This window comes from Alkalihalophilus marmarensis DSM 21297 (genome assembly GCF_000474275.2).
In the GTDB taxonomy this organism is placed as follows: domain Bacteria; phylum Bacillota; class Bacilli; order Bacillales; family Bacillaceae_D; genus Alkalihalophilus; species Alkalihalophilus marmarensis.
Genome location: NZ_ATAE01000040.1, coordinates 1 through 23,773, shown reverse-complemented (window position 1 = coordinate 23,773; position 23,773 = coordinate 1). Strand labels below are relative to the sequence as shown.

Here is a 23,773-nt window from a genome sequence, read left to right as displayed (position 1 = left end):
ATGGCATTAGAAGAAATCGTCGTAAAAGGAGCTCGCTCACATAATTTAAAAAATATTGACGTGACGATTCCGCGCGACAAGCTTGTCGTATTAACAGGCTTATCAGGCTCAGGTAAATCTTCGCTTGCCTTTGATACGATTTATGCAGAAGGGCAAAGAAGATATGTTGAATCCCTTTCTGCCTATGCTCGTCAATTTTTAGGGCAGATGGATAAACCTGATGTTGATGCAATTGAAGGCCTTTCACCAGCTATCTCAATTGATCAGAAAACAACAAGCCGCAACCCACGGTCTACTGTTGGTACGGTAACAGAAATCCATGATTATCTGCGGCTTTTATATGCACGTATCGGAAAACCAGTTTGTCCGAAGCACGGGATTGAAATCTCCTCGCAGACGATTCAGCAAATGGTGGACCGCCTTATTGAATATCCAGAGCGGACGAAAATGCAAATTCTAGCACCGCTCGTATCAGGACGAAAAGGAACGCATGTGAAGGTGCTTGAAGACATTAAGAAACAAGGCTTTGTCCGTGTGCGTGTTAACGGAGAGATGCGTGAAGCAGCCGAGGAAATTGAGCTGGAAAAGAATAAAAAGCACAGCATTGAAGTCGTTATTGACCGAATTGTGATCAAAGAGGGTATTCATACTCGTTTAGCTGACTCACTTGAAACGGCGCTGCAATTAGCAGACGGACGTGTACTTGTTGATGTAATTGGTGAAGAAGAGCTGCTCTTCAGTCAGCATCATGCATGCCCTGAGTGCGGCTTTTCGATCTCAGAACTTGAGCCGCGGATGTTCTCGTTTAACAGTCCATACGGCGCGTGTCCAACATGTGATGGACTTGGTTCAAAGCTTGAAGTGGACTTAGAGCTTGTGGTCCCTGACAGATCAAAAACACTTCGTGAGCATGCGATTGCAGCCTGGGAGCCGACGAGTTCACAGTATTATCCGCAGCTCCTGGCTGCAGCGGCAGATCACTACGGCATTGATCTTGATCAGCCGGTGGAACAGATACCTGAAGCTTTATTTGATAAGGTGCTCCATGGAAGCGGACGAGAGAAGATCTTCTTCCGTTATGAAAATGAATTCGGACAAGTGAGAGAAAATGAGATTGTTTTTGAAGGGGTAGCGAACAATATTTCACGCCGCTATCATGAGACAAGCTCTGATTATATCCGTGATCAAATGGAAACGTATATGACGCATAAGCATTGTCCTAGCTGTAAGGGCTACCGTTTAAAGAAGGAAGCTCTAGCTGTAAAGATTAATGGAACACATATTGGTGAAGTTTCCTCTCTTTCAGTAAAAGAAGCAAAAGAGTTTTTTGAAAACCTAGAACTGAGTGAGAAGGATTATGCAATTGCTCGCCTTATTCTAAAAGAAATTAATGACCGTATCGGCTTTTTAATTAATGTTGGGCTCGACTATTTATCTCTATCGCGTGCAGCGGGGACTTTATCAGGCGGTGAGGCGCAGCGTATTCGTCTGGCTACCCAAATTGGATCATCATTAATGGGTGTTCTCTACATTCTTGATGAACCGTCGATTGGTCTTCATCAACGTGATAATGACCGCTTAATTCAAACGCTTGAACATATGCGGAATCTTGGAAACACCCTGATTGTGGTTGAGCATGATGAGGATACGATGATGGCAGCTGACTATATTATTGATATTGGTCCAGGTGCAGGCGTTCACGGCGGTCAGATTACGGCACAAGGGACGCCAGAAGAGATTATGAAAGATAAAGAGTCACTTACAGGCCAGTATTTATCCGGTGAAAAATTTATTCCGCTGCCAACAGAACGCAGAAATTCTGACGGGCGCTCATTTACTGTGAAAAAAGCAAGCGAAAATAACTTGAAAAATGTTTCGGTTACATTTCCTCTCGGGCTATTTATGGCCGTAACAGGCGTTTCAGGCTCAGGAAAAAGTACCCTTATTAACGAGATTGTGTATAAATCGTTGGCTCAAAAGCTTCATCGTGCGAAGGACAAGCCAGGGAAACATAAAGAAATTGCTGGTATCGATGAAATTGATAAAGTTATTGATATTGACCAGTCGCCGATCGGCCGTACACCTCGTTCAAATCCGGCCACGTATACGGGAGTGTTTGATGATATCCGCGATGTGTTTGCGATGACAAACGAGGCAAAAGTGCGCGGATATAAGAAAGGCCGCTTCAGCTTTAATGTGAAAGGCGGCCGCTGTGAGGCTTGCCGCGGGGATGGGATTATTAAAATTGAGATGCATTTCCTGCCTGATGTATATGTGCCTTGTGAAGTGTGTGAAGGAAAACGCTATAACCGTGAAACACTTGAAATTAAGTACAAAGGAAAGACCATTTCTGATGTGCTTGAAATGACGGTGGAAGAGAGTGTAGACTTTTTCGCTAACATCCCGAAAATTAAACGCAAGGTGCAGACCTTAGTCGATGTTGGGCTTGGCTACATTAAACTTGGCCAGCCGGCAACGACTTTATCAGGAGGGGAAGCGCAGCGTGTGAAACTTGCTTCTCAGCTTCACCGTCGTGCAACTGGCAGAACATTATATATTTTAGATGAACCAACCACTGGTCTTCATGTGGATGATATTGACCGTTTATTAAAAGTGTTGCAGCGACTTGTCGATAATGGGGATACAGTCCTTGTTATTGAACATAATTTAGATGTGATCAAAACGGTGGACCATATTATTGATCTTGGCCCTGAAGGCGGGGACAAAGGCGGGCAGATTGTCGCTGAAGGGACACCAGAGCAAGTGGCTGAAACAAAAGCTTCTTATACCGGCCGCTATTTAAAGCCGATACTAGAACGTGATCGTAAACGGATGGAAGATCAAATGAAAGATCAAATGGAAGAAAAAGAGTTACAAAAAAGCTAAAAGATTTGAAACATGATCGCAGGCTCATCCGTAATACAATAGAAGATGACAACAGAAAAGGTGCGTGCTTTTAGTGCGTACCTTTTCTACTAAGTATTATAGAAAATCTGACATGAGCTACATTGATTAAGGAGGCTTTAACGATGGAAGAGCGGAAAATGATTTTGAAGATGATCGAGGATGGTAAAATTACAGCTGAAGAGGGCATTAAGCTTTTAGAAGCGATGGATACGAAGGCGGAACCTGAACCAAGGCGTGCTGAGCCAGCTTCTCTATCAACAGATGTGAATTGGGATGAGGGAGAAGAGTATAAGAAACGCAACCGTCAATCCTCTTCTGCTGAAAATCGATTTGCAAGCTTCATTGACACGGCACTCCAGAAAATTAAAGACTTTGATCTAGACTTTAACTTTGGGTCTTCTGTTGTGGTGGACCACATTTTCCAACATCGTGACCTAGCACCTGCTAATGTGGACATTTCACTTGAAAACGGGTCGATTACCTTTGTTCCTTGGGAAGAGCCAGATGTTCGAATTGAATGTCAGGCACGTGTTTACCGCGTGAAAGATTCCGAGGAGGCACGTCGTGTGTTCTTGCAGGAAGCGACTTTCCGCGTGAACGAGCAAAAAGTATTATTCCATACCAAAGTAAAATCAATGAAAGTGCAAGCGACTGTTTATGTTCCTAAAACGACATTTGAACACCTGAAGCTCTATACGTTTAACGGTCAAATAAAAGGGGAACAGATTCATGTCGATACATTTGATGTAAATACGTTAAATGGAGCGATTTCTTTTAAATCCATCAAAGCGAAAAAGATTATGGCAGAAACAGTAAATGGTGCTATTGAACTCGAGCATCAAGAGTCTGATCTTGTTGATGTGAAAACGGTCAATGGAAGCATCTCGTTATCTGGAAAGGCGCAAGATGTGGATGCGGAGACAGTTAACGGTGGCATCACATACAAACTAGATGCTTTGAATGAGTCCGGATATGCTGACCTTAAAGCGACGACCGGCAGCATTCATTTATATGTACCGGAAGATATCCGCGTTGAAGGTAAGCTGAAAACGAATGTGGGCGGCTTTACAATGGACTTAGCCAACCATGAAATTTTAGATGAGAAGAAAGAATTTGCCCAAAAAAGCACAAGCTTTGTAGGGAACCAGCAGTCCTCACCACGAGTGAAAGTGAATGCTGTGACCTATACAGGCTCTATTTTGGTAAAAGACCGCTAAGTTAAATACACGTGAAGCCGTCCAGAAAATGAGGTGATAAGAGATGAAAAAATTAGTCAGAACACAATATGATCGCAAATTAGCTGGTGTATGTGGAGGACTTGCGAAATACTTTGGCATTGATTCAACGATTGTACGAATTATCTTTATCGTACTTTTCTTCTTGTCAGTCGGTTTTCCGCTTCTCCTTGCTTACTTTATCGCCATCTTCCTAATCCCTAATGAAGAGGATGTGCGTTAATCAATGAGATGGATCATAGGTCTTGTTATAAATGCTGTCATTTTATTACTCATTGCATATGTCTTTGACGGCTTTGAGCTTGCTGGATTTTGGGCTGCCATAGTCGCCAGTGTACTGCTTTCGATTGTGAACGCAATTGTTAAACCAGTCTTGGTCGTGTTGACACTCCCGATTACCATTTTGACATTAGGGTTATTCTTGTTTGTGGTTAGTGCGCTAACTTTAATGTTGACAGCGGCCCTTATGGGTGATGCGTTTGTGATTAATGGATTTGGCATGGCGCTGCTTGCTTCTATTCTAATCGCTTTAATCCAAACGTTTGTCGTTAAGCCGCTCCGTAATTAATTGACAAAAAGGTCTGGCCTCTAAAGGTCAGGCCTTTTTCTAGTGAAAGAAATGAGCAGTGCTTCTCATGTTCGTCTTGCTCCTTAAAACATGATAAAATGGAAAATAGGTTTTAAAACTGGATTAGAGATTTTAAATCGGCTTAAATGTGGGAAAGTGACGAGGTGGGAATAGCATGGCTAAAGTAACAGCAAATGATTTACTAGAACAATTTCAATTAGAGTTATTAGCGGGTGAGGAAGGAATCTACCGTCCGATTACAACGAGTGATATATCGCGTCCTGGTATGGAAATGGCAGGCTTTTTCACGTATTACCCGGCAAAACGTCTTCAGCTGTTAGGTAGAACGGAGCTCACGTTCTTTGAGCAGCTGACAAAAGAAGTTCAACAAGAGCGGATGCTTAAATTATGTACATACGATACACCTGGAATTATTATTTCACGTGGGAACGAGGCTCCTCGTGCGCTACTCGAAGCTGCTGAGCAAAACGGCGTTCCTGTTATGCGCTCGAAGCAGACAACAACACGTTTGAGCAGTAAATTGACAAACTATCTTGAAAGTAAGCTCTCACCAATGACAGCTGTACACGGGGTGTTGGTCGACATTTATGGGATTGGTGTGTTGATTACAGGAAACAGCGGCGTGGGTAAAAGTGAAACAGCTCTAGACTTAGTTCGCCGTGGACACAGATTAGTAGCGGATGATTCGGTAGAAATTCGCCAGGAAAATGAAGATACACTGGTCGGCCGTTCTCCTGAGTTGATTCAGCATTTATTAGAAATTCGCGGGCTAGGCATTATTAATGTGATGACATTATTCGGTGCCGGGGCCGTTCGTCCGTATAAACGAATTGTGTTATGTATTCATCTTGAGCTCTGGGATCAAAAGAAAGCCTATGATCGCTTAGGGCTAGAAGAAGAGACGATGAAAATCATGGACTCAGAAATTCAAAAGCTGACGGTGCCTGTACGTCCAGGTCGTAACCTTGCTGTTATTATTGAAGTTGCAGCGATGAACTTCCGTTTAAAACGCCTTGGTTTTAACGCGGCGGAAGAATTTTCTGAACGTTTAACGGATGTAATAGAAGAAGGAGACCGTGACGAATTCAACTAAAACGAATAAAACAAGAGATAGAGAGGATGTTTTAAATGGAAGAATCGATTGAACCGCTTAGTCGGATCTTTTTAGATATTGGTCCATTTACGATTTATTGGTATGGTGTCATTATTGGGCTTGGGGTATTTCTTGGCTACATCTTAGCTTCAAGAGAATCCGTTCGCTTAGGAATGCCTAAGGAAACTTTCGCTGACCTCTTGCTGTTTGCGATTCCAATTTCAATAATTTCAGCTCGTATATACTATGTGACCTTTAGGTGGGAACAGTTTGCAGACGATCCAATTCGTGTTTTCTACATATGGGAAGGCGGAATTGCGATTCACGGAGCTCTTATTGGAGGGGTCTTAACGGCCTATGTGTTCACAAAAAGACATAATCTTTCCTTTTGGCAGCTCGTTGACGTAGCCGCACCAAGTATTTTATTAGGTCAGGCGATCGGCCGCTGGGGCAACTTTATGAACCAGGAAGTATACGGCGGACCAGTGACGCGTGAGTTTCTAGAAGGGCTTATGCTGCCTGAATTCATTATTAACCAAATGTACATTAACGGCACGTACTATCATCCGACTTTCCTTTATGAATCGATCTGGAATCTGCTTGGGGTAGCCTTGCTTTTATACTTACGCAGAGTGAACTTGAAACAAGGGGAAATTTTCTTTACGTATGTGATTTGGTATTCGGTAGGGCGTTTCTTTATCGAGATTATTCGTTTAGATTTTTTACTTATTTTTGGCGTGTTAAAAACAGCTCAGGTCATTTCAATTGTATTAGTCCTTGGAGCCGTTATTCTATGGATTTACCGTAGAAAACAGCCTGGTACAAAACGATACTTAGATCCTGCACTGCCAGAAACAAAAGCAAAAGCTTCTTCTAAAAAAACAAAGAAAAAGAAGAAGTAAATAAGGAGTTGGAGGGGGAGAGAGCACATGCTGAAAAGAGGTTTCTTAGTCGGGCTCAAAACGACGTGGACACTTGGGAAAATCATTTTTCCGATTACGTTAATTGTGACGATACTAGGCTATACACCGCTGCTAGGATGGCTGGCTGATTGGCTTGCACCGTTAATGAGGTTTATTGGTCTTCCTGGGGAAGCAGCGATTCCGCTCGTTCTTGGAAATGTGTTAAATCTGTACGCAGGGATTGGAGCCATTTTGACGCTTGATTTAACAGTGAAAGAAGTGTTTATCCTCGCTGTTATGCTCTCTTTCTCTCACAATCTTTTTGTAGAGTCAGCGGTTGCGACCAAAGTTGGTATCAGAATGAGCGTCGTCTTAGCGGTGCGCGTCGGGCTTGCTTTATTTTCCGCTTTTATGATCAATCTTTTTTGGAGCGGAGGAGGCGAGCAGGCACAGTATGGATTTGTCTCAACGACTCCAAGTGCTGAGCCGACAACATGGCTAGGAATTGCCTGGTCTGGCGTGGAAAGTGCGACACTTGGTATCCTGCAGCTTGCTATGATTGTCATTCCGTTAATGATTTTTGTGCAGATTGCAAAAGAAATGAATTGGCTGCAAGTGATGTCACGCTGGATGGCGCCTTTTACGCGGCTGCTTGGCATTCGTGAAAATACATCCACTACACTCGCTTCAGGTTTGGCATTTGGCTTGGCCTACGGGGCCGGGGTGATGATTCAAGCGGTGAAAGAGGACAATGTCTCGAAGAAAGATTTGTACTTAGTTTTTATTTTTCTCGTGGCCTGTCACGCGGTAGTTGAAGATACGTTGATCTTTATCCCGCTTGGCATCCCTATTTGGCCGCTGTTAATTATCCGTCTTGTCACGGCAATTGTTCTCACGATGGCAGTAGCCTTCATCTGGAACAGGCTTGAAAAAGATCAACAGGTAAATCGAAAGGAAGCGACGACCTATGAACATTAATACAAACACTGAAACAGGTATCAAAACACTATTATTTGATTTGGATGGAACATTAATTAATACCAATGATTTAATTATTGCTTCATTCTTGCATACACTTGAACAGTTTAAGCCTGGAGAGTACACTCGTGAGCAGGTAATCAATTTTATCGGCCCGCCGTTAATTGACAGCTTCAGAAAAGTGGACCCTGAGCGTTATGAGGAAATGGTTGACGTGTACCGTACGCATAACCATTCCTTCCACGATGAGCTAGTCAAAGAATACGCGGGCGTTTATGAGACCATTAAGGAACTTCACGAAAAAGGCTATAACCTAGCGATCGTGACAACCAAAATCCGCAAAACGGCCTTGATGGGGCTGAAGCTGATGAAGCTCGATCAATTTTTCGATGTTGTTATTGGTCTTGATGATGTTGAAAATGCGAAACCGCACACAGAGCCGCTTGAAAAAGCATTGAATGCCCTTGGTGTCACAAAAGAAGGCGCGATGATGATTGGCGATAGTCCTCATGACATTCATGCCGGCAAAAATATGGGGATCCCAACAGCTGCGGTCAGCTGGTCAATCAAAGGGGAAGAAGCGATGCGCGCCTTAGAGCCGGACTACATTTTAGCAGAAATGAGTGATCTGCTAGATATCGTGGAGGCGAGATAGTGAGTCGAAAAACTGAGAGCTATCCGGTGAAAACCGCAAATTCCTTATGGCATATTTACCGCACAGTTCCGTTTTTTAAAGTTGTTAAAAATTTTATTGTCATCCAAATTGCCCGCTACACTCCTTTTCTAAAGGTGAAAAATTGGCTGTACCGTACGTTTCTCAGAATGAAAGTCGGACCTGAGACGGCGGTCGCCTTGATGGTGATGATGGATGTTATGTTCCCAGAACGTATCTCGATTGGGCGCAATACGATTATCGGCTATAATACCACGATTCTTGCCCATGAATATTTGATTAAAGAGTATCGGCTTGGAGATGTCGTGATCGGCGATGAAGTGATGATCGGTGCGAATACGACAATTCTTCCAGGTGTAACGATTGGTGACGGGGCTGTCATCTCAGCTGGAACACTTGTCCACCGTGATGTACCAGCCGGCGCATTTGTCGGCGGCAACCCGATGCAAATGATAAAAGAACGAGTCTAGAACCGCTTCAGCGCAGATAATGTGCTGGAGCGGTTTTTCTGTTCTAGAGGATTTATAGGAGAAAAAGTCGAATACTAAGCAGAATGGAAAAGTCATTGGTTTGTGCGGAGCAAGGGATTATGCGGTGGAGAGGGAGATTGCGTCGGTTGGAGACGTAATCGCGTCTTTTCAAATGGTAATAGTGTCGCTTGCTCAAGTAATTGCGCCGCTTCAAGGCTTAATTGCGCCTATTGGATGTAATTGCGCGGGTTGGATGGATTATTGCGTCGGTCTCAGACGTTATTGTATTCGTTCGAGCTATAATTGCGCCAATCGGCCTCACTGTCCCGCGGAAGCCCCAGCTTCTATTACTTTATAATCTCAAAAAAATCAGTCTTTTCAGTTGACGGTATGGTTATCGTCGTGTAGACTACATATAAATTCTTTATTTCGGTAGTATATTAGCGAACTAAAGTAAAAACGAAACGAACTGGTATGAGGCAGCCGCTTAAGCTGACTCACATTATAAATAGAGAAAACAAGGAGTGGAACGTGATGTCGAAGCCATTTATGTTTGAAAAGCCGATTGGAATGAGAGATACCTTACCTGCTCTTTATCGAACGAAAAAGTTGATTCGCGATCAGCTGACAACAGAAATGTCATTATGGGGCTATCAAACAATTGATACCCCAACACTTGAATTTTACGATACGGTTGGAGATGCTTCTGCGATTTTAGATCAGCAGCTCTTTAAATTACTGGATTCAAAAGGACATACCCTTGTGCTTCGTCCAGATATGACTGCACCGATTGCAAGACTTGTTGCATCAAGTTTAAAGGAAGCAACATTCCCAGTGCGTCTCAACTATCAATCAAATGTCTACCGTGCCCAACAGCATGAAGGCGGCAAGCCGGCTGAATTTGAACAAGTTGGTGTCGAGCTGATTGGAGATGGGACGGTCAGTGCTGACGGTGAAGTGATTGCTTTAATGATCGCAAGCTTAAAGCGTGCCGGTCTTGATAACTTTAAAGTAGCGATTGGGCATGTCGGCTATGTCGATGCCTTGCTCTTAGATGTCGTCGGAAATGAGGAACGAGCGCTTGTTCTCCGCCGTTATCTGTATGAGAAGAATTACGTCGGCTTCAAGGAGCATGTTAAAGAGCTCAGCCTGTCGTCGATTGATAAAGACCGTCTCTTAAAATTGCTTAAGCTGCGCGGCGGCAAAGAGGCGCTTGATCAAGCACGTCAATTGATTCAAACAGAACAAGGAGAACGCGCCCTTAATGAATTAACACAGTTATGGGGCGTGCTTGAGAGTTACGGTATTGATTCGTATGTGAAGCTTGACCTAAATCTTGTGTTGCACCTGAGCTATTATACGGGAGTTGTATTTGAAGGCTACGGCGGTGATCTTGGGGTGCCGTTAAGCAGCGGCGGCCGTTATGATCAGCTGCTTGAAAAGTTTAACCGTCCAGCGCCTGCAACAGGGTTTGGTGTGCGTTTAGACTTATTAACGGAAGCGATCGGAAAAACAGCACCTGCTAAGGAAAATGTATGTGTGATTTTCAGTAAGGAACGCCGCACGGAAGCAACAGAGTTGGCACGCCAGAAGCGTGAAGAAGGGATTTCTGTTGTCCTGCAAGATCTCTCTGGTGTTGGCGATGTCGATCAAATGAGCGAGCAGTATGATGATGTAATCTATTGCATTGGAAAGTCTAAAAAAGGAGGCGAGTAGAATGAGCGAAGTGTTAACAGTGGCAATGCCAAAAGGACGTATTTTTGAAGAGGCGGTTGAGTTATTACGTAAAGCAGGCTACCGCCTCCCAGAGGAATTTGATGATTCAAGAAAATTAATAATAGATGTCGAAGAAGAAAACCTGCGCTTCATTCTAGCAAAGCCGATGGATGTACCGACGTATGTGGAGCACGGGGTAGCTGATATTGGGGTAGCTGGAAAAGATGTCATGATTGAAGAAGAACGTGATGTGTACGAGGTGCTTGATTTGAAAATCAGCGAGTGCTATTTAGCTGTGGCAGGACTTCCGGGGTATGAGAAAAAAGACATTAACCCTAAAGTAGCCTCAAAGTATCCTAATCTTGCGGCACAGTATTTTAAAGAGCAAGGCGAGCAGGTTGAGATGATTAAGCTGAATGGTTCGATTGAGCTTGCACCGCTTATCGGCCTGGCAGATCGCATTGTCGACATTGTCTCGACTGGACGCACCCTGAAAGAAAACGGTCTGGTTGAGTTTGAAACAATTGTGCCGATTACCTCTCGTTTAATCGTCAACCCAGTCAGCTACCGGATGAAAGATGAGCAGATTGACCGTATGGTTGAACGTTTGTCAGGTGTTGTGGATGGTGTGGAAGCATGAGAATTATAGAAGTCACTGATTCAGTCAGTTTAAAAAGAGACTTGGATGCTGGTACGAGCGAGCAGCGAGAGGCTGTCGATGCGATTATTGAAGAGGTGAGAAAACGCGGTGATCAAGCCTTGTTCTCATATACCGAGAAGTTTGACGGGGCGCAGCTTGACGCACTTCTTGTTGAAGAGTCAGAATTTCTTGCGGCATATGAACAGCTGGATCCAGGCGTCTTAAAAGCTATTCGAGAGGCAATTGAGAATATCCGTGATTTTCACCAGCGGCAGGTGCAGCAGTCATGGATGACGACAAAAGAAGACGGAACGATCCTTGGCCAGAAAGTCACGCCGCTTGATGCTGTCGGCTTATATGTGCCAGGCGGCAAGGCAGCTTATCCGTCCTCGATCATGATGAACGTGATCCCGGCGCAGGCAGCGGGCGTAGGAAGAATATCAATCGTTACTCCCCCGCAAAAAGAAGGCACAATCCCGGCAAGTGTCCTCGTTACAGCGAAAGAGCTTGGTGTTACCTCTATTTATAAAGTAGGAGGCGCTCAGGCCATTGCCGCTCTCGCTTACGGAACAGAGACGATCCAAGCTGTCGATAAAATCACAGGACCAGGCAATATCTTTGTCGCTTTGGCAAAACGCGCGGTATTTGGACGAGTGGATATTGATATGATTGCAGGACCGAGTGAAATTGTCGTCTTAGCCGATGCGAATGCGAATGCGCAATACATTGCAGCGGATCTGTTGAGCCAAGCAGAGCATGACGAGAGAGCATCGGCCGTATTAGTAACGCCTTCAAGCGACCTCGCGGAAGCAGTAAAAACTGCCGTAGAGAAGCAGCTTGAAACACTGCCGAAGCGTGAGATTGCAGCAGCATCGATTCGCGATTACGGGGCGGTCTATGTGACGAAAGATTTAGATGAAGCTGTGGATGTAACGAATGAGTTAGCCCCAGAACATCTTGAACTTTTAACAGAAGATGCGATGGCGCTTGTCGGACGGATCCGCCATGCTGGGGCAATCTTTGTCGGACCATACAGCTCAGAGCCTGTTGGAGATTATTTTGCAGGACCGAATCATGTTCTGCCGACGAACGGCACTGCGCGTTTCTCAAGCCCGTTATGCGTGGATGATTTCGTGAAAAAATCAAGCATCATCAGCTACAGCAAGCAGGCGCTAAAGCAAAATGGAGCGAGTATTTCTGCCCTTGCTAGATTAGAAGGATTAGAAGCACATGCTAGAGCAATTGATATTAGGTTGGAGGATGAATAGATGAGACAGGCGAGACTTGAAAGACACACCGGTGAAACAAATATCGTTTTAGACTTTACCATTGACGGGGAAGGTGTTTCTGAACTCGAAACGGGTGTACCTTTTCTTACTCATATGCTCGATTTATTCACAAAGCACGGTCACTTCAATTTAACAGTGGATGCGAAAGGTGATATTGAGGTGGATGATCACCACACAACGGAGGATATCGGAATCTGTCTAGGAACGGCTTTAAAAGATGCTCTAGGCGATAAAAAAGGAATTAAGCGTTATGGCAGTGCCTTTGTTCCAATGGATGAAACGCTTGCCCAAGTCGTAGTGGACTTAAGCAACCGCCCGCATCTTGAATTCCGTGCCGAGTTCCCGAGCCAGAAGGTCGGTACATTTGATACGGAGCTTGTGCATGAGTTTTTATGGAAACTCGCACTTGAAGCTAGAATGAATCTTCATGTCATTGTTCATTACGGACAGAATACTCACCACATTATTGAGGCAATCTTTAAAGCCTTGGCGCGTGCCTTAGATGAAGCAACCACGATTGATGAGCGTGTTAAAGGAGTTCCATCCACGAAAGGAATGTTGTAGATGATTGGCATTGTCGATTATGGCATGGGGAATTTACATAGTGTAAGTAAAGCATTAGAGCGTATGGACATGCCTTATTTTCTATCAGCGGACCCGGCTGAGCTGGAAAAAGCAGACGGGCTGATCCTCCCGGGTGTTGGGGCGTTTCGTGATGCGATGAGTATTTTAAACGAAACAGGTCTCGCGCTGTTTTTGCGCAACTGGGCAAATGAGGGCAAACCGCTGCTTGGTATCTGTCTTGGAATGCAGCTGTTATTTGAAAGCAGTGAGGAGCATGGGCTGACATCAGGGCTTGGCTTGCTCCCTGGACGTGTTGAACGCTTCAGCGGGGTGAATGATTCGGGCCAGACGTATAAAGTACCGCATATGGGCTGGAATAAGCTGAAGTTTCATAAAGAAAGCTTGCTGCTTCACGGGGTAGAAGAAGGACATGTGTATTTTGTTCATTCCTATGTTGTGAAAACAGACGATAAGAATGTACTCCTTGCTACAAGTGATTACGGAAGAGTTGTTCCTGCCGTTGTTGGCCGTGAGAATGTATTAGGAACACAATTTCACCCGGAGAAAAGCAGCACGGTCGGAATGGCAATCCTGAAAAATTACGGGGCTTATGTAGAGAGAGGAGCGATTGCACGTGGCTAAATTTGAGATCTATCCAGCAATTGATATGCGTGATGGGAAATGTGTGCGACTTGTTCAAGGTGATTACAATCAAGAGACGGTGTACGGTGATTCACCGTTTGAGATGGCTAAATCATTTGCGGAAGCAGGAGCAAAGTGGATTCATATGGTCGACTTAGACGGGGCGAAGGCGAAGACTCGCATTAACCATGAGCATGCTGTGAAAGTAGCGAAGGAACTTAATGTGTCCGTTCAAGTCGGCGGCGGGATTCGCACGGCTGAAGATATTGCTTATTATTTAGAGCGCGGGGTTGATCGTGTCATTTTAGGGAGTGTCGCAGTCAATAATCCTGCTTTTACTAAAGGAATGCTTTCTACATACGGCGGTGAAAAAATTGCGATTGGTCTAGATGCGCGCGATGGCTATGTGGCGACAGACGGCTGGCTTGAAACCTCATCTGTTCAGGCAGTTGATCTTGCCAATGAGCTCGCACGTCACGGAGCAGAAGTGTTTATTTTCACTGACATTTCACGTGATGGGATGCTGTCCGGCCCGAATACAGAAGCGATTGCCAAAATGGCTGAGGCGACAGGGAAAGAAGTAATTGCTTCAGGCGGCGTCAGCAACTTGGCTGACTTAAAAGAACTTCGCGAACACCCGAGTGAGATCGGCGGAGCCATTGTCGGTAAGGCTTTGTATACGAATCAATTTACCCTCAAAGATGCATTAAAAGGAGAGTGAAACACGTGCTTACAAAACGAATGATTCCATGCTTGGATGTGAAAGAAGGACGTGTGGTCAAAGGCGTTCAATTTGTGGACCTCCGTGATGCAGGGGATCCAGTTGAACTGGCTGCCTTTTATGATGAGCAGGGTGCAGATGAGCTCGTATTTTTAGATATATCCGCCTCGCATGAAGGCCGTGAAACGATGGTGGAAGTCGTTGAAGAAGTAGCTGGAAAACTTGCGATTCCATTTACCGTCGGCGGCGGGATTAATACGCTAGAAGATATGAAGCGAGTGCTGCGGGCCGGTGCTGATAAGGTATCACTGAATACAGCAGCAGTAAAACGCCCAGAACTGATTCGTGAGGGAGCGGACTTTTTTGGCTCGCAATGTATTGTCGTGGCGATTGATGCGAAATATGACGAAGAGCTTGGCTCATGGAGAATTTATACCCATGGCGGCCGTCAAGCAACGGAGTGGGAAGTGCGTGATTGGGCGAAAGAAGCGACGCGTTTAGGTGCAGGTGAAATTCTGCTTACAAGCATGGACCAGGACGGGGCTAAGACTGGATTTGATCTTGCTTTAACAAAAGCGGTAAATGAAGTGGTCAGCGTACCGGTTATTGCTTCAGGCGGTGCTGGCAAAAAAGAAGACTTTGCCGATGTGTTTAAAGAAGCCAACGCGGATGCCGCACTCGCAGCGTCGATATTCCATTACAAAGAAACGTCTGTGGAAGAAGTAAAAACATACTTGAGAGAGGAAGGGGTGCTCGTTCGATGAGTGTAGAAAAAATCAAATTTGATGAACGCGGACTAGTGCCGGCGATCGTTCAAGATGCAACAAGTAAAGAAGTGCTGACATTAGCTTATATGAACGAAGAATCTCTGCAGAAATCTCTAGAAACACGAGAAACATGGTTTTACAGCCGTTCTAGAGAAGAACTGTGGCATAAAGGCGCAACTTCTGGCAACACGCAGCAGATTGTCGATATGCGTTATGACTGTGATGCTGATGCCCTTGTAGTGCTCGTCACACCGGCAGGTCCGGCATGCCATAAAGGAAATTACACATGCTTCAGCGATTCGCTTTTTGGCGAGAATATCCGTACTAATCCTACACGATTTGCGATTCTTGATGAGCTTGAGCGTGTCATTGCTGAGCGTGAGGCGGAGATGCCAGAAGGAGCTTACACTACATACTTGTTTGAAAAAGGTGTAGATAAAATCCTGAAAAAAGTTGGTGAAGAAGCGGGCGAAGTGATTATTGCGGCGAAAAACCGTGACCCAGAAGAATTAAAATGGGAAGTTGCAGATCTCCTTTATCATGTTCTGGTGTTGTTAAGAGAACAAAAGCTTCCATTAGACGAAGTGTTATCAGTGCTTGAAGAACGCCATAAGCCTAAATCATAAGAGACAGAGACTTATTCACATGTGGATAGGTCTCTTTTTATATAAAATTTGCTCAATATTTCACAAACTGGTCACAGAAAACAATACTATGTGATTAACTTCACAAACTAATCGTAGTATAATATGAGTGTAAGGAAGTTAGTGATCACTAAACCAAACCAAAATTTTTTAATCTATCATGTGAAATGTTTCACAAATTAATTTGCTAACTTGAAGAACACGTAAAATGAAAACAAGAGGAGAAGATGAACAATGTTTATGAATTTTTTACGGACGAACCGCTATGCAGCAGGAACTCTAACTTTGATTCGATTATATATTGGCTGGATGTGGGTGACAGCCGGTTTTGGTAAAGTAACGGGAGGATTTAGTGCTGAGGGATATTTAATGGGAGTTGTGAATAATCCCGCTGTGCTTGAGCAATATCCAACATACCATGCTTTTATTGAAGGGTTTGCTGTTCCTAATGCAGAGCTGTTCAGCTTCATGGTGGCATGGGGAGAATTGTTTGTCGGCCTTGGGTTGATCTTCGGGGTATTTACAACGGCAGCAGCCTTCTTCGGGATTATGATGAACTTTGCCTTCTCATTTGCCGGAACGATTTCTTCTAATCCGTGGATGATCTTATTTACCATATTCATCTTGGCAGCAGGAGCGAATGCAGGCAGATACGGCGGCGACCGCTGGGTAATCCCTTATATGAAAGGGTTCATTAACAATAAACGAAATGGCGGCCAAGGCATTCAAGGTGATGTGGCGAATGCGGCTTAACATTGTATAATAACTCAGGAGCATGCTGATATGTTCCTGAGTTTTCTTTAGTGGACAGGGCGAAGAGAATTTCTACTTAATAGATTATTTATTTCACATTCCTACTTCTCCTCGTTTATTGTATACTTGGGTGTATGAATGAGAACTTGGGGGAATTAAACTTCATGAACTTAACACCTGAAAATGAGCAAGAAAACCGAAATGTGGTTCCGTTTTATCGCAGCGGCGATTATTTCTTTCATAGAGGCATTATTGCTTATCGTAAAAACCATCTGAAGCGAGCAGTGAAATTATTTGAACGTGCTGTTAAGCTGACGGATCAAGAGCCGGTTTTTCATGTTCAATTAGCGGCAGTTCTCTCAGAAATCGGCCAGTATGAGAGATCGAATGACATTTTAGAGATGGTCTTAACGAACCATGGTGAGGATCAATCTGAATGTTATTTTTTCATGGCTAACAACTATGCCTATCTTGGATTATTTGAAAAGGCTGAAGAGGCCGCAAAGCGTTACATGGTATTAACTCCTGGCGGGGAATTCTTTAAAGACGCAGGCGATTTGTTGGATTTAATGCAAGTAGAGCAAAATGAAGCAGAGGCTGATGCGGACGACGAAGAAGATTGGGAGTCGTTTGATTTGTCATCTGATGAATATATTATTGAGCATGGCCGTGCCCGTACGCTTCTTAGAGACGGGAAACCAGAAGAAGCGCTTCCTATTTTGCAAGACATTATTACGGAGCACCCTGCTTGCTGGTCGGCGCATAATCATTTAGCTGAAGCACTTTTTCGGTTAGGCGATGATTCGGCGTTTGAACTAAGCAGAAATGTGTTACAAGAAGATGAGGGGAATTTATTCGCCCTTTGTAATTTAGCAGTATTTTATACGATAAAAGAGGATGAGTTGTCTGCAGCACCTTTTATTGATGCGATTAAACGCATTTATCCGCTTGATATCGAACATCATATGAAGGTAGCACAAGTGCTGGCAGCAGTCGGACATTACGAGCAGGTCATCGGACGGATTATGCGTGTAGAGCCCTTCATTTTAGAACGGGAACCCGATCTGTTCCATTGCTTAGCTGTGGCGTACTATCACACAGACCAGTATGAAAAGGCCTTATTTTACTGGCGCAGAGCGGGAAAGCTAGGGAATAAAGCTGCGGCAGAAATTCTTGAAAAAGTAGAGCAAGGCACCCTTTTGGCGCGCGATGTAGAATACCACCTGTGGTAATTGTAAAGAATTTGTGTTGTTTGAGCATATAAGTAGACACTTATATGTCTCTTGATTAGGATAAGGGTAGAAATCAATTTACAGCAGTGATTGAAGGAGTGGATTAGGATGAGTGAAGAAAAAGTGTATGATGTCATTATCGCAGGAGCAGGTCCTGCCGGAATGACTGCAGCTGTTTATACATCTCGTGCCAACTTAAGCACGATTATGCTTGAGCGCGGAGTTCCTGGCGGTCAGATGGCTAATACAGAAGATGTCGAAAATTATCCCGGCTTTGACCATATTTTAGGGCCTGAGCTTTCAACAAAAATGTTTGAGCATGCGAAGAAGTTCGGCGCTGAATATGGCTATGGCGATGTAAAAGAGATTATCGATGAAGGTAATTATAAGGTCGTCAAAGCAGGCAGTAAAGAATACAAGGCGCGTTCTATCATTGTTGCAACGGGTGCAGAATATAAAAAGCTTGGCATTCCAGGTGAAAAAGAGCTTAGCGGCCGCGGGGTTTCATACTGTGCCGTTTGTGATGGAGCTTTCTTTAAAGGGAAAGAGCTTGTCGTTGTCGGCGGAGGAGACTCGGCTGTTGAAGAGGCTGTGTACTTAACTCGTTTTGCTTCTAAAGTGACAGTCATTCACCGCCGTGATCAGCTTCGTGCTCAAAAAATTCTTCAAGATCGTGCGTTTAACAATGATAAGATCGAATTTATTTGGAATCATGTGGTAAACGAGATCAATGAAGAGGGCGGAAAAGTAGGCAGTGTCACAATTGAGAACACAGAAACAGGCGAAACAAAAGATTTCAAGACAGATGGTGTATTCATCTACATCGGTATGCTTCCGTTAAATGCGAGTGTGAAAAACCTTGGCATCTTAAATGAGGAAGGATATGTTGTTACAAATGAAGAAATGGAAACGAAAGTACCTGGCATTTATGCAGCAGGTGATATTCGTGAAAAATCTCTTCGTCAAATCGTCACAGCAACAGGCGATGGCAGCTTAGCCGCACAAAATGTGCAACATTATCTAGAAAGTCTCGCAGAAGAGACAAAATAATTCAAAAAACTGCAGAAAAAAACGTAATTCGGTCTTAATGAGTTTGTAACAAGGATGAAATATATATGGGGTATGATATAAATAAGTAATTGACCCCCTTTTTTATATAATTTGCACGGACACACCGTCCGTGCCCTTTTTTTGTCTATTTTGAAATGATTCGACAAAATCAACTCCCCATGCAAATTTTCCCTAATCCAAGTAATTGTGACGTTATCAAAATGAATGTATAATATTAAGGAGTAGTAGAACTGAGGTGAAGCTGTTGCAAAGGGTTACAAACTGTGTACTAGTAAATGGAGATCAAGCGTTATTGTTACAGAAGCCACGTAGAGGATGGTGGGTGGCACCAGGAGGGAAAATGGAGTCTGGTGAATCCATTAAAGAAGCAGTGACAAGAGAGTTCCGTGAAGAAACAGGATTTCTTGTGAAAGATGCGAAGCTGCGTGCCGTTTTTTCAATGGTCATTATTGAAGATGACAAGATTCAATCTGAGTGGATGATGTTTACATTTCAAGCAACACAGTATGAAGGTGAACAGCTTGAGGAATCACCAGAAGGATCTTTAAAATGGCAGCCGCTAGATCAGATTACATCCCTGCCTATGGCTGAAGGAGATAAACAATTATTCCGTCACGTGTTAGAACACGACGGACTGATGTATGGAACGTTTCATTATACACCCGATTTTAAATTGCTATCTTATCGATTAGATCCTGATCCATCAGATCCTGATCAATCTAAGTAAAGATAAGCTGAAAGATAAATTAAACATAAATAAGGTTATTTTTAATAAGAATGAACTAAATCTAAGAGCAGGTGATAGGCTATGACCAATCAAGAAGAAATACAAATCGTAATCATCACAGGAATGTCTGGGGCAGGAAAAACTGTGGCTGTCCAAAGTTTTGAAGACTTAGGGTATTTCTGTGTGGATAATTTGCCCCCTGCTTTAATTCCAAAATTTGTTGATCTCTTAAAAGGCTCAAACGGGACGATGAATAAAGTCGCACTCGTTATCGACCTTCGCGGGAAAGCATTTTTTGATCATTTATTTGAGGCAATTGATGCGATCAGCATTGAAGAAAACATCCAGCTTAAAATGCAAATTTTGTTCTTAGATGCAAAGGATGCCAAGCTCGTACAACGCTACAAAGAAACGAGAAGGTCTCATCCATTAGCTAAAGGCGGACTTCCGCTAGATGGAATTAAAAAAGAACGTGAATTGCTTGAAGAGTTAAAAGGCCGCGCCCAGCAGATTATTGATACAACAGAGATGAAGCCAATCCAGCTGCGTGAGAGAATTATCCAGCGCTTTAAAACGACGGACCGTCATCCATTCTCAATCAATATCATGTCGTTTGGCTTTAAATACGGAATCCCGATTGATGCCGACCTTGTTTTTGATGTGAGATTCCTGCCTAATCCTCATTATGTCGATCATCTAAGACCTCAAACAGGATTAAATGAAGAGGTTTCATCTTATGTATTAAAGTGGAGTGAAACACAGACATTTATTGAAAAGCTTCGTGACTTGCTGACGTATATGCTTCCTCAGTATAAACGAGAAGGTAAGAGCCAGGTTGTCATCGGAATTGGATGTACTGGCGGAAAGCACCGTTCGGTTACTTTAGCGGAATACTTTGGTGAGGCATTCTCAAATGAGTATGTCATGCATGTGAGTCATAGAGATATTGAAAAGGGGAAGGAAAAAACAACGTGAAGCAAAAGAAAATTGTTGTAATCGGCGGAGGAACAGGACTATCTGTATTGCTTCGAGGGTTAAAAACATTTCCTGTTTCGATCACGGCGGTTGTAACAGTGGCCGATGATGGGGGCAGCTCAGGGCGTTTGAGACAAGAGCTTGATATTCCGCCTCCAGGAGATGTTCGTAACGTTCTCGTCGCCCTTGCTGAAGTAGAGCCATTAGTAGAAGAGTTATTTCAGCATCGTTTTCAAAATGGGAATGGCTTATCAGGACATTCCTTAGGCAACTTGCTGCTAGCAGGAATGACTTCTCTCACTGGAGATTTTGCAAAAGGGATAGCAGAGCTCAGCAAAGTCCTAAATGTACGTGGAAAAGTATTTCCTGCTGCTAATCGCAGTGTCGTCTTACATGGTGAGATGGAGGATGGTACCGTGGTAACAGGGGAGTCTAAAATACCGCTTTCCAAAAAACGAATTAAACGAGTCTTTTTAACACCAGCAGATATTAGTCCGCTTTATGAAAGTGTTAAAGCTATTCAAGAGGCAGACCTTATCGTACTTGGACCAGGAAGCTTATATACAAGTGTCCTGCCAAATCTGCTCGTTCCAGGGATCAGTGAAGCTGTTTCAGAGTCAGAAGCAAAAAAGGTATATATCTGCAATGTGATGACACAAAGCGGAGAGACTGACGGCTATACAGCATCCGAACACCTCGATGCGTTGTTTTCTCATTGCGGAAAAGGTATGATAGATGAAATCCTCGTTCATGGGTCACCTGTATCTGATGAAGTGAGGAAGCATTATTCAAAAGAACATGCTGTCCCTGTTACTGTAGATACAGACCGGCTTCAATCAATGGGTGTTGGCATAATCTGTGATCATTTTGTTGTGGAGTATGAGAAAATGCTGAGACATGATGCGATTAAAGTATCTAAGGCATTGATAGATGTAATAGATAAAAGGTAAATGGCGTAAAAGGTTACTAGAATATTGGCGTGTGGTTTTGCAAACGATCAATTAGTAAAAGCGGGTCATACATGCGTGCTGCACGGCTGAAAGGAGTGAACGTAATGTCCTTCGCAGCCACTACAAAAAAAGAACTAACCCAGTTTGAGCAAGAGGATTGTTGTGCTAAAGCAGAACTTTCCGCTTTAATCCGTATGAATGGATCGATGTCACTTGGAAACAAGCAGCTTGGGCTTGATGTGACCACTGAGAACGCAGCGATTGCTCGTCGGATTTACACTTTAATTAAAAAGTTATATCCAGAGATTTTTGTGGAGCTTCTCGTTCGAAAAAAGATGCGCTTAAAGAAAAATAACGTCTATCTTGTTCGAATCTCTCATGAGGCAAAACGATTGCTTGAGCTCCTTGGAATCCTTGGAGAAGGGTTTTCGTTTATCCGCACGATCTCACAAGAAATAGTGAAGACATCATGCTGTAAGAGAGCATACTTAAGAGGGGCGTTTTTAGCAGGGGGCTCAATTAATCACCCAGAAACCTCATCTTATCATTTAGAGGTTTTTTCTCTCTATGAGGAACATAATCAATCTTTATGTGAATTGATGAACGAATACGATCTAAATGCAAAAACATTGGAACGTAAGAAGGGGTTCATCACGTATATGAAAGAGAGCGAAAAAATTACGGAGTTCTTAAACATCATCGGCGCACATCAAGCTCTTCTTTATTTTGAGGACGTGCGTATTATGAAAGATATGCGTAATTCTGTAAACCGTCTTGTAAACTGCGAAACCGCTAACTTAAATAAGACGGTAGGTGCAGCTTTAAGGCAAGTGGAGAATATCCGGCTGGTGGAACGTGAGATCGGCCTTGAGCAGCTCCCGCCGAAATTACGTGAAATCGCAGAACTTCGAATGAAACACCAAGATGTTACATTGAAAGAGCTTGGGGAAATGGTGGAGAGCGGTGTCGTTAGTAAATCAGGCATCAATCATCGTCTCCGGAAAATTGACCAACTGGCTGAACGTATTCGCTCTGGGCAATCGGTGGAATTAAAAATGTAAGACTAGAGCGAAAAACAGTAGAGGAGGGACACAGATGGCAGAAAAAGAAGTACAAGTTAAACTAAAAACCGGTTTGCAAGCAAGACCGGCAGCTCTATTTGTTCAAGAGGCGAATCGTTTTTCATCTGATGTATTTATTCAAAAGGGTGAAAAGAAAGTGAATGCGAAGAGTATTATGGGTCTTATGAGCCTTGCTTTGAGCCAGGGGACTACGATTACTCTTATTACTGAGGGACATGATGAGGCAGAAGCGTTAGAAGCACTAGCTGCCTATGTAGAGAAAGAAGCTTAAGAAAGGCGGCCTGATGCAGGGCCGTTTTTTTGTTTGGGAAGGTTTTTTGAAAATGAAAAACACACATGTTGGATAGGCGTGAGCTAGCCGCTGCTGAAATATGCTTCACTGGGTAATTTACTCTTAGAAATATGTATGAGTTGGGTGAAGTCACAGCTCAGTTCAAGTGAAAACACCGAACATATACAAGATAAAGTGCCTCAAACAAGGGTTATAGCAAAGTCGTCGCTGCTGAAATATGCTTCGCTTTCCGCGGTGAGCTGCTGAGCTTCCTCGGGCTTGTGCCCTGCGGGATCTCAGCCCTGCTCTAGGCACCGCAGGAGTCTACACATATTTCATCCGCTGGGTTACTGCTTTTTGTAATTATTATGTGGAGCGATTTAGTTAGGCTCAGTTCAAATTATAAACCGCTCTTCGTTTACTAAACCACTGAGCAAAGAACACGTTCGATGAGGGAGCACTATCCAACCTTCTCTCTCGGTTGATTGGAGCGGAAGGCACCGACTCCTGCGGGATGCGCGTGACCAGGGAGATCCCACAGGAGCCGTAGCGACGAGGAAGCTCCCGGGCCGCCCGCGGAAAGCGTGTGCCTGCAGCGGAAATCAACAACTATGGCAGGGGGGATGTCTTTTCAGTTGCCTTATATACGTGCAAAACAAGACTCCACTCCGCACGAGTGCAAAGATGAGAATGCTCCCGGACCCGCCCACGGAAAGCGTGTGCCTCCCTCAACACAAATGTTCGTGATCGTTCGTTCTGCACGTACTGATGTTAGCCACAACAAGAAAACCACCTGACAAAATAAAGTGTACCCTTTGTAAAGGACATTTTTAAAAAGCCTAGGCAGCCTTAATAAGATGATCTCTGTACTGAACAGGGGTC

The 23,773-nt window shown here is 43.8% G+C and carries 26 protein-coding genes; all 26 read left to right on the top strand.

Features of this window, described 5'->3' with window-relative positions:
• Window positions 1–2,886 (top strand): excinuclease ABC subunit UvrA, encoded by a 2,886-nt coding sequence (gene uvrA / locus A33I_RS14750; RefSeq protein WP_022629106.1) that lies wholly within the window; start codon window positions 1–3, stop codon window positions 2,884–2,886.
• 143 nt (window positions 2,887–3,029) lie between these two features.
• Window positions 3,030–4,124, top strand: coding sequence for a DUF4097 family beta strand repeat-containing protein (locus A33I_RS14745; RefSeq protein WP_022629105.1), 1,095 nt, complete (start codon window positions 3,030–3,032; stop codon window positions 4,122–4,124).
• Between the two features lie 43 nt (window positions 4,125–4,167).
• A complete protein-coding gene (locus A33I_RS14740; protein WP_012960420.1) occupies window positions 4,168–4,365 on the top strand; it encodes a PspC domain-containing protein in 198 nt (65 codons plus the stop codon).
• A 3-nt stretch (window positions 4,366–4,368) separates the two neighbouring features.
• Window positions 4,369–4,710, top strand: a complete 342-nt coding sequence (locus tag A33I_RS14735; protein WP_022629104.1) for a phage holin family protein — start codon at window positions 4,369–4,371, stop codon at window positions 4,708–4,710.
• A 175-nt stretch (window positions 4,711–4,885) separates the two neighbouring features.
• The gene (hprK, locus tag A33I_RS14730) at window positions 4,886–5,824 is read left to right on the top strand and encodes an HPr(Ser) kinase/phosphatase (RefSeq protein WP_012960418.1); all 939 of its coding nucleotides are present in this window, start codon (window positions 4,886–4,888) and stop codon (window positions 5,822–5,824) included.
• A gap of 35 nt (window positions 5,825–5,859) precedes the next feature.
• Window positions 5,860–6,726, top strand: coding sequence for a prolipoprotein diacylglyceryl transferase (gene lgt / locus A33I_RS14725; protein ID WP_022629103.1), 867 nt, complete (start codon window positions 5,860–5,862; stop codon window positions 6,724–6,726).
• A gap of 27 nt (window positions 6,727–6,753) precedes the next feature.
• Window positions 6,754–7,704, top strand: a complete 951-nt coding sequence (locus A33I_RS14720; protein WP_022629102.1) for a nucleoside recognition domain-containing protein — start codon at window positions 6,754–6,756, stop codon at window positions 7,702–7,704.
• On the top strand, window positions 7,694–8,359 hold the full coding sequence (ppaX, locus tag A33I_RS14715) for a pyrophosphatase PpaX (RefSeq protein ID WP_022629101.1): 666 nt from the start codon (window positions 7,694–7,696) through the stop codon (window positions 8,357–8,359). Before A33I_RS14720 ends, ppaX begins: the two co-directional genes overlap by 11 nt.
• Window positions 8,359–8,847 (top strand): acyltransferase, encoded by a 489-nt coding sequence (locus tag A33I_RS14710; RefSeq protein ID WP_022629100.1) that lies wholly within the window; start codon window positions 8,359–8,361, stop codon window positions 8,845–8,847. The genes ppaX and A33I_RS14710 overlap by 1 nt, the downstream gene beginning before the upstream one ends.
• A gap of 124 nt (window positions 8,848–8,971) precedes the next feature.
• A complete protein-coding gene (locus A33I_RS20635) occupies window positions 8,972–9,205 on the top strand; it encodes a hypothetical protein (RefSeq protein WP_152976482.1) in 234 nt (77 codons plus the stop codon).
• Window positions 9,206–9,381: 176 nt separating this feature from the next.
• On the top strand, window positions 9,382–10,563 hold the full coding sequence (locus tag A33I_RS14705) for an ATP phosphoribosyltransferase regulatory subunit (RefSeq protein WP_022629099.1): 1,182 nt from the start codon (window positions 9,382–9,384) through the stop codon (window positions 10,561–10,563).
• A 1-nt stretch (window position 10,564) separates the two neighbouring features.
• Window positions 10,565–11,203 (top strand): ATP phosphoribosyltransferase, encoded by a 639-nt coding sequence (gene hisG, locus A33I_RS14700; protein WP_012960412.1) that lies wholly within the window; start codon window positions 10,565–10,567, stop codon window positions 11,201–11,203.
• Window positions 11,200–12,471: a histidinol dehydrogenase gene (hisD, locus tag A33I_RS14695; protein ID WP_022629098.1), complete on the top strand. Its 1,272-nt coding sequence runs from the start codon at window positions 11,200–11,202 to the stop codon at window positions 12,469–12,471. The genes hisG and hisD overlap by 4 nt, the downstream gene beginning before the upstream one ends.
• The gene (gene hisB / locus A33I_RS21175) at window positions 12,472–13,056 is read left to right on the top strand and encodes an imidazoleglycerol-phosphate dehydratase HisB (protein WP_022629097.1); all 585 of its coding nucleotides are present in this window, start codon (window positions 12,472–12,474) and stop codon (window positions 13,054–13,056) included.
• Window positions 13,057–13,698 carry an imidazole glycerol phosphate synthase subunit HisH gene (gene hisH, locus A33I_RS14685; RefSeq protein ID WP_022629096.1) on the top strand — a complete coding sequence of 214 codons (642 nt, stop codon included), beginning with the start codon at window positions 13,057–13,059 and terminating at the stop codon, window positions 13,696–13,698.
• Window positions 13,691–14,419, top strand: a complete 729-nt coding sequence (gene hisA, locus A33I_RS14680; RefSeq protein ID WP_022629095.1) for a 1-(5-phosphoribosyl)-5-[(5-phosphoribosylamino)methylideneamino]imidazole-4-carboxamide isomerase — start codon at window positions 13,691–13,693, stop codon at window positions 14,417–14,419. The genes hisH and hisA overlap by 8 nt, the downstream gene beginning before the upstream one ends.
• A gap of 5 nt (window positions 14,420–14,424) precedes the next feature.
• On the top strand, window positions 14,425–15,183 hold the full coding sequence (hisF, locus tag A33I_RS14675; protein ID WP_022629094.1) for an imidazole glycerol phosphate synthase subunit HisF: 759 nt from the start codon (window positions 14,425–14,427) through the stop codon (window positions 15,181–15,183).
• Window positions 15,180–15,812 (top strand): bifunctional phosphoribosyl-AMP cyclohydrolase/phosphoribosyl-ATP diphosphatase HisIE, encoded by a 633-nt coding sequence (hisIE, locus tag A33I_RS14670; protein ID WP_022629093.1) that lies wholly within the window; start codon window positions 15,180–15,182, stop codon window positions 15,810–15,812. The genes hisF and hisIE overlap by 4 nt, the downstream gene beginning before the upstream one ends.
• Window positions 15,813–16,064: 252 nt before the next feature.
• Complete coding sequence (locus A33I_RS14665; RefSeq protein WP_022629092.1) at window positions 16,065–16,583, top strand: DoxX family protein; 519 nt, start codon at window positions 16,065–16,067, stop codon at window positions 16,581–16,583.
• Between the two features lie 164 nt (window positions 16,584–16,747).
• The gene (locus tag A33I_RS14660; RefSeq protein WP_022629091.1) at window positions 16,748–17,815 is read left to right on the top strand and encodes a tetratricopeptide repeat protein; all 1,068 of its coding nucleotides are present in this window, start codon (window positions 16,748–16,750) and stop codon (window positions 17,813–17,815) included.
• Window positions 17,816–17,923: 108 nt separating this feature from the next.
• The gene (gene trxB / locus A33I_RS14655) at window positions 17,924–18,865 is read left to right on the top strand and encodes a thioredoxin-disulfide reductase (RefSeq protein ID WP_022629090.1); all 942 of its coding nucleotides are present in this window, start codon (window positions 17,924–17,926) and stop codon (window positions 18,863–18,865) included.
• 265 nt (window positions 18,866–19,130) lie between these two features.
• Window positions 19,131–19,613, top strand: a complete 483-nt coding sequence (locus A33I_RS14650) for an NUDIX hydrolase (protein ID WP_031311692.1) — start codon at window positions 19,131–19,133, stop codon at window positions 19,611–19,613.
• A gap of 81 nt (window positions 19,614–19,694) precedes the next feature.
• The gene (gene rapZ, locus A33I_RS14645) at window positions 19,695–20,588 is read left to right on the top strand and encodes an RNase adapter RapZ (protein ID WP_012960401.1); all 894 of its coding nucleotides are present in this window, start codon (window positions 19,695–19,697) and stop codon (window positions 20,586–20,588) included.
• Window positions 20,585–21,538: a gluconeogenesis factor YvcK family protein gene (locus A33I_RS14640; protein WP_022629088.1), complete on the top strand. Its 954-nt coding sequence runs from the start codon at window positions 20,585–20,587 to the stop codon at window positions 21,536–21,538. The genes rapZ and A33I_RS14640 overlap by 4 nt, the downstream gene beginning before the upstream one ends.
• A 104-nt stretch (window positions 21,539–21,642) precedes the next feature.
• Window positions 21,643–22,599: a DNA-binding protein WhiA gene (gene whiA, locus A33I_RS14635; protein ID WP_022629087.1), complete on the top strand. Its 957-nt coding sequence runs from the start codon at window positions 21,643–21,645 to the stop codon at window positions 22,597–22,599.
• Between the two features lie 34 nt (window positions 22,600–22,633).
• On the top strand, window positions 22,634–22,891 hold the full coding sequence (locus A33I_RS14630; protein WP_022629086.1) for an HPr family phosphocarrier protein: 258 nt from the start codon (window positions 22,634–22,636) through the stop codon (window positions 22,889–22,891).
• Window positions 22,892–23,773: the final 882 nt, after the last annotated feature.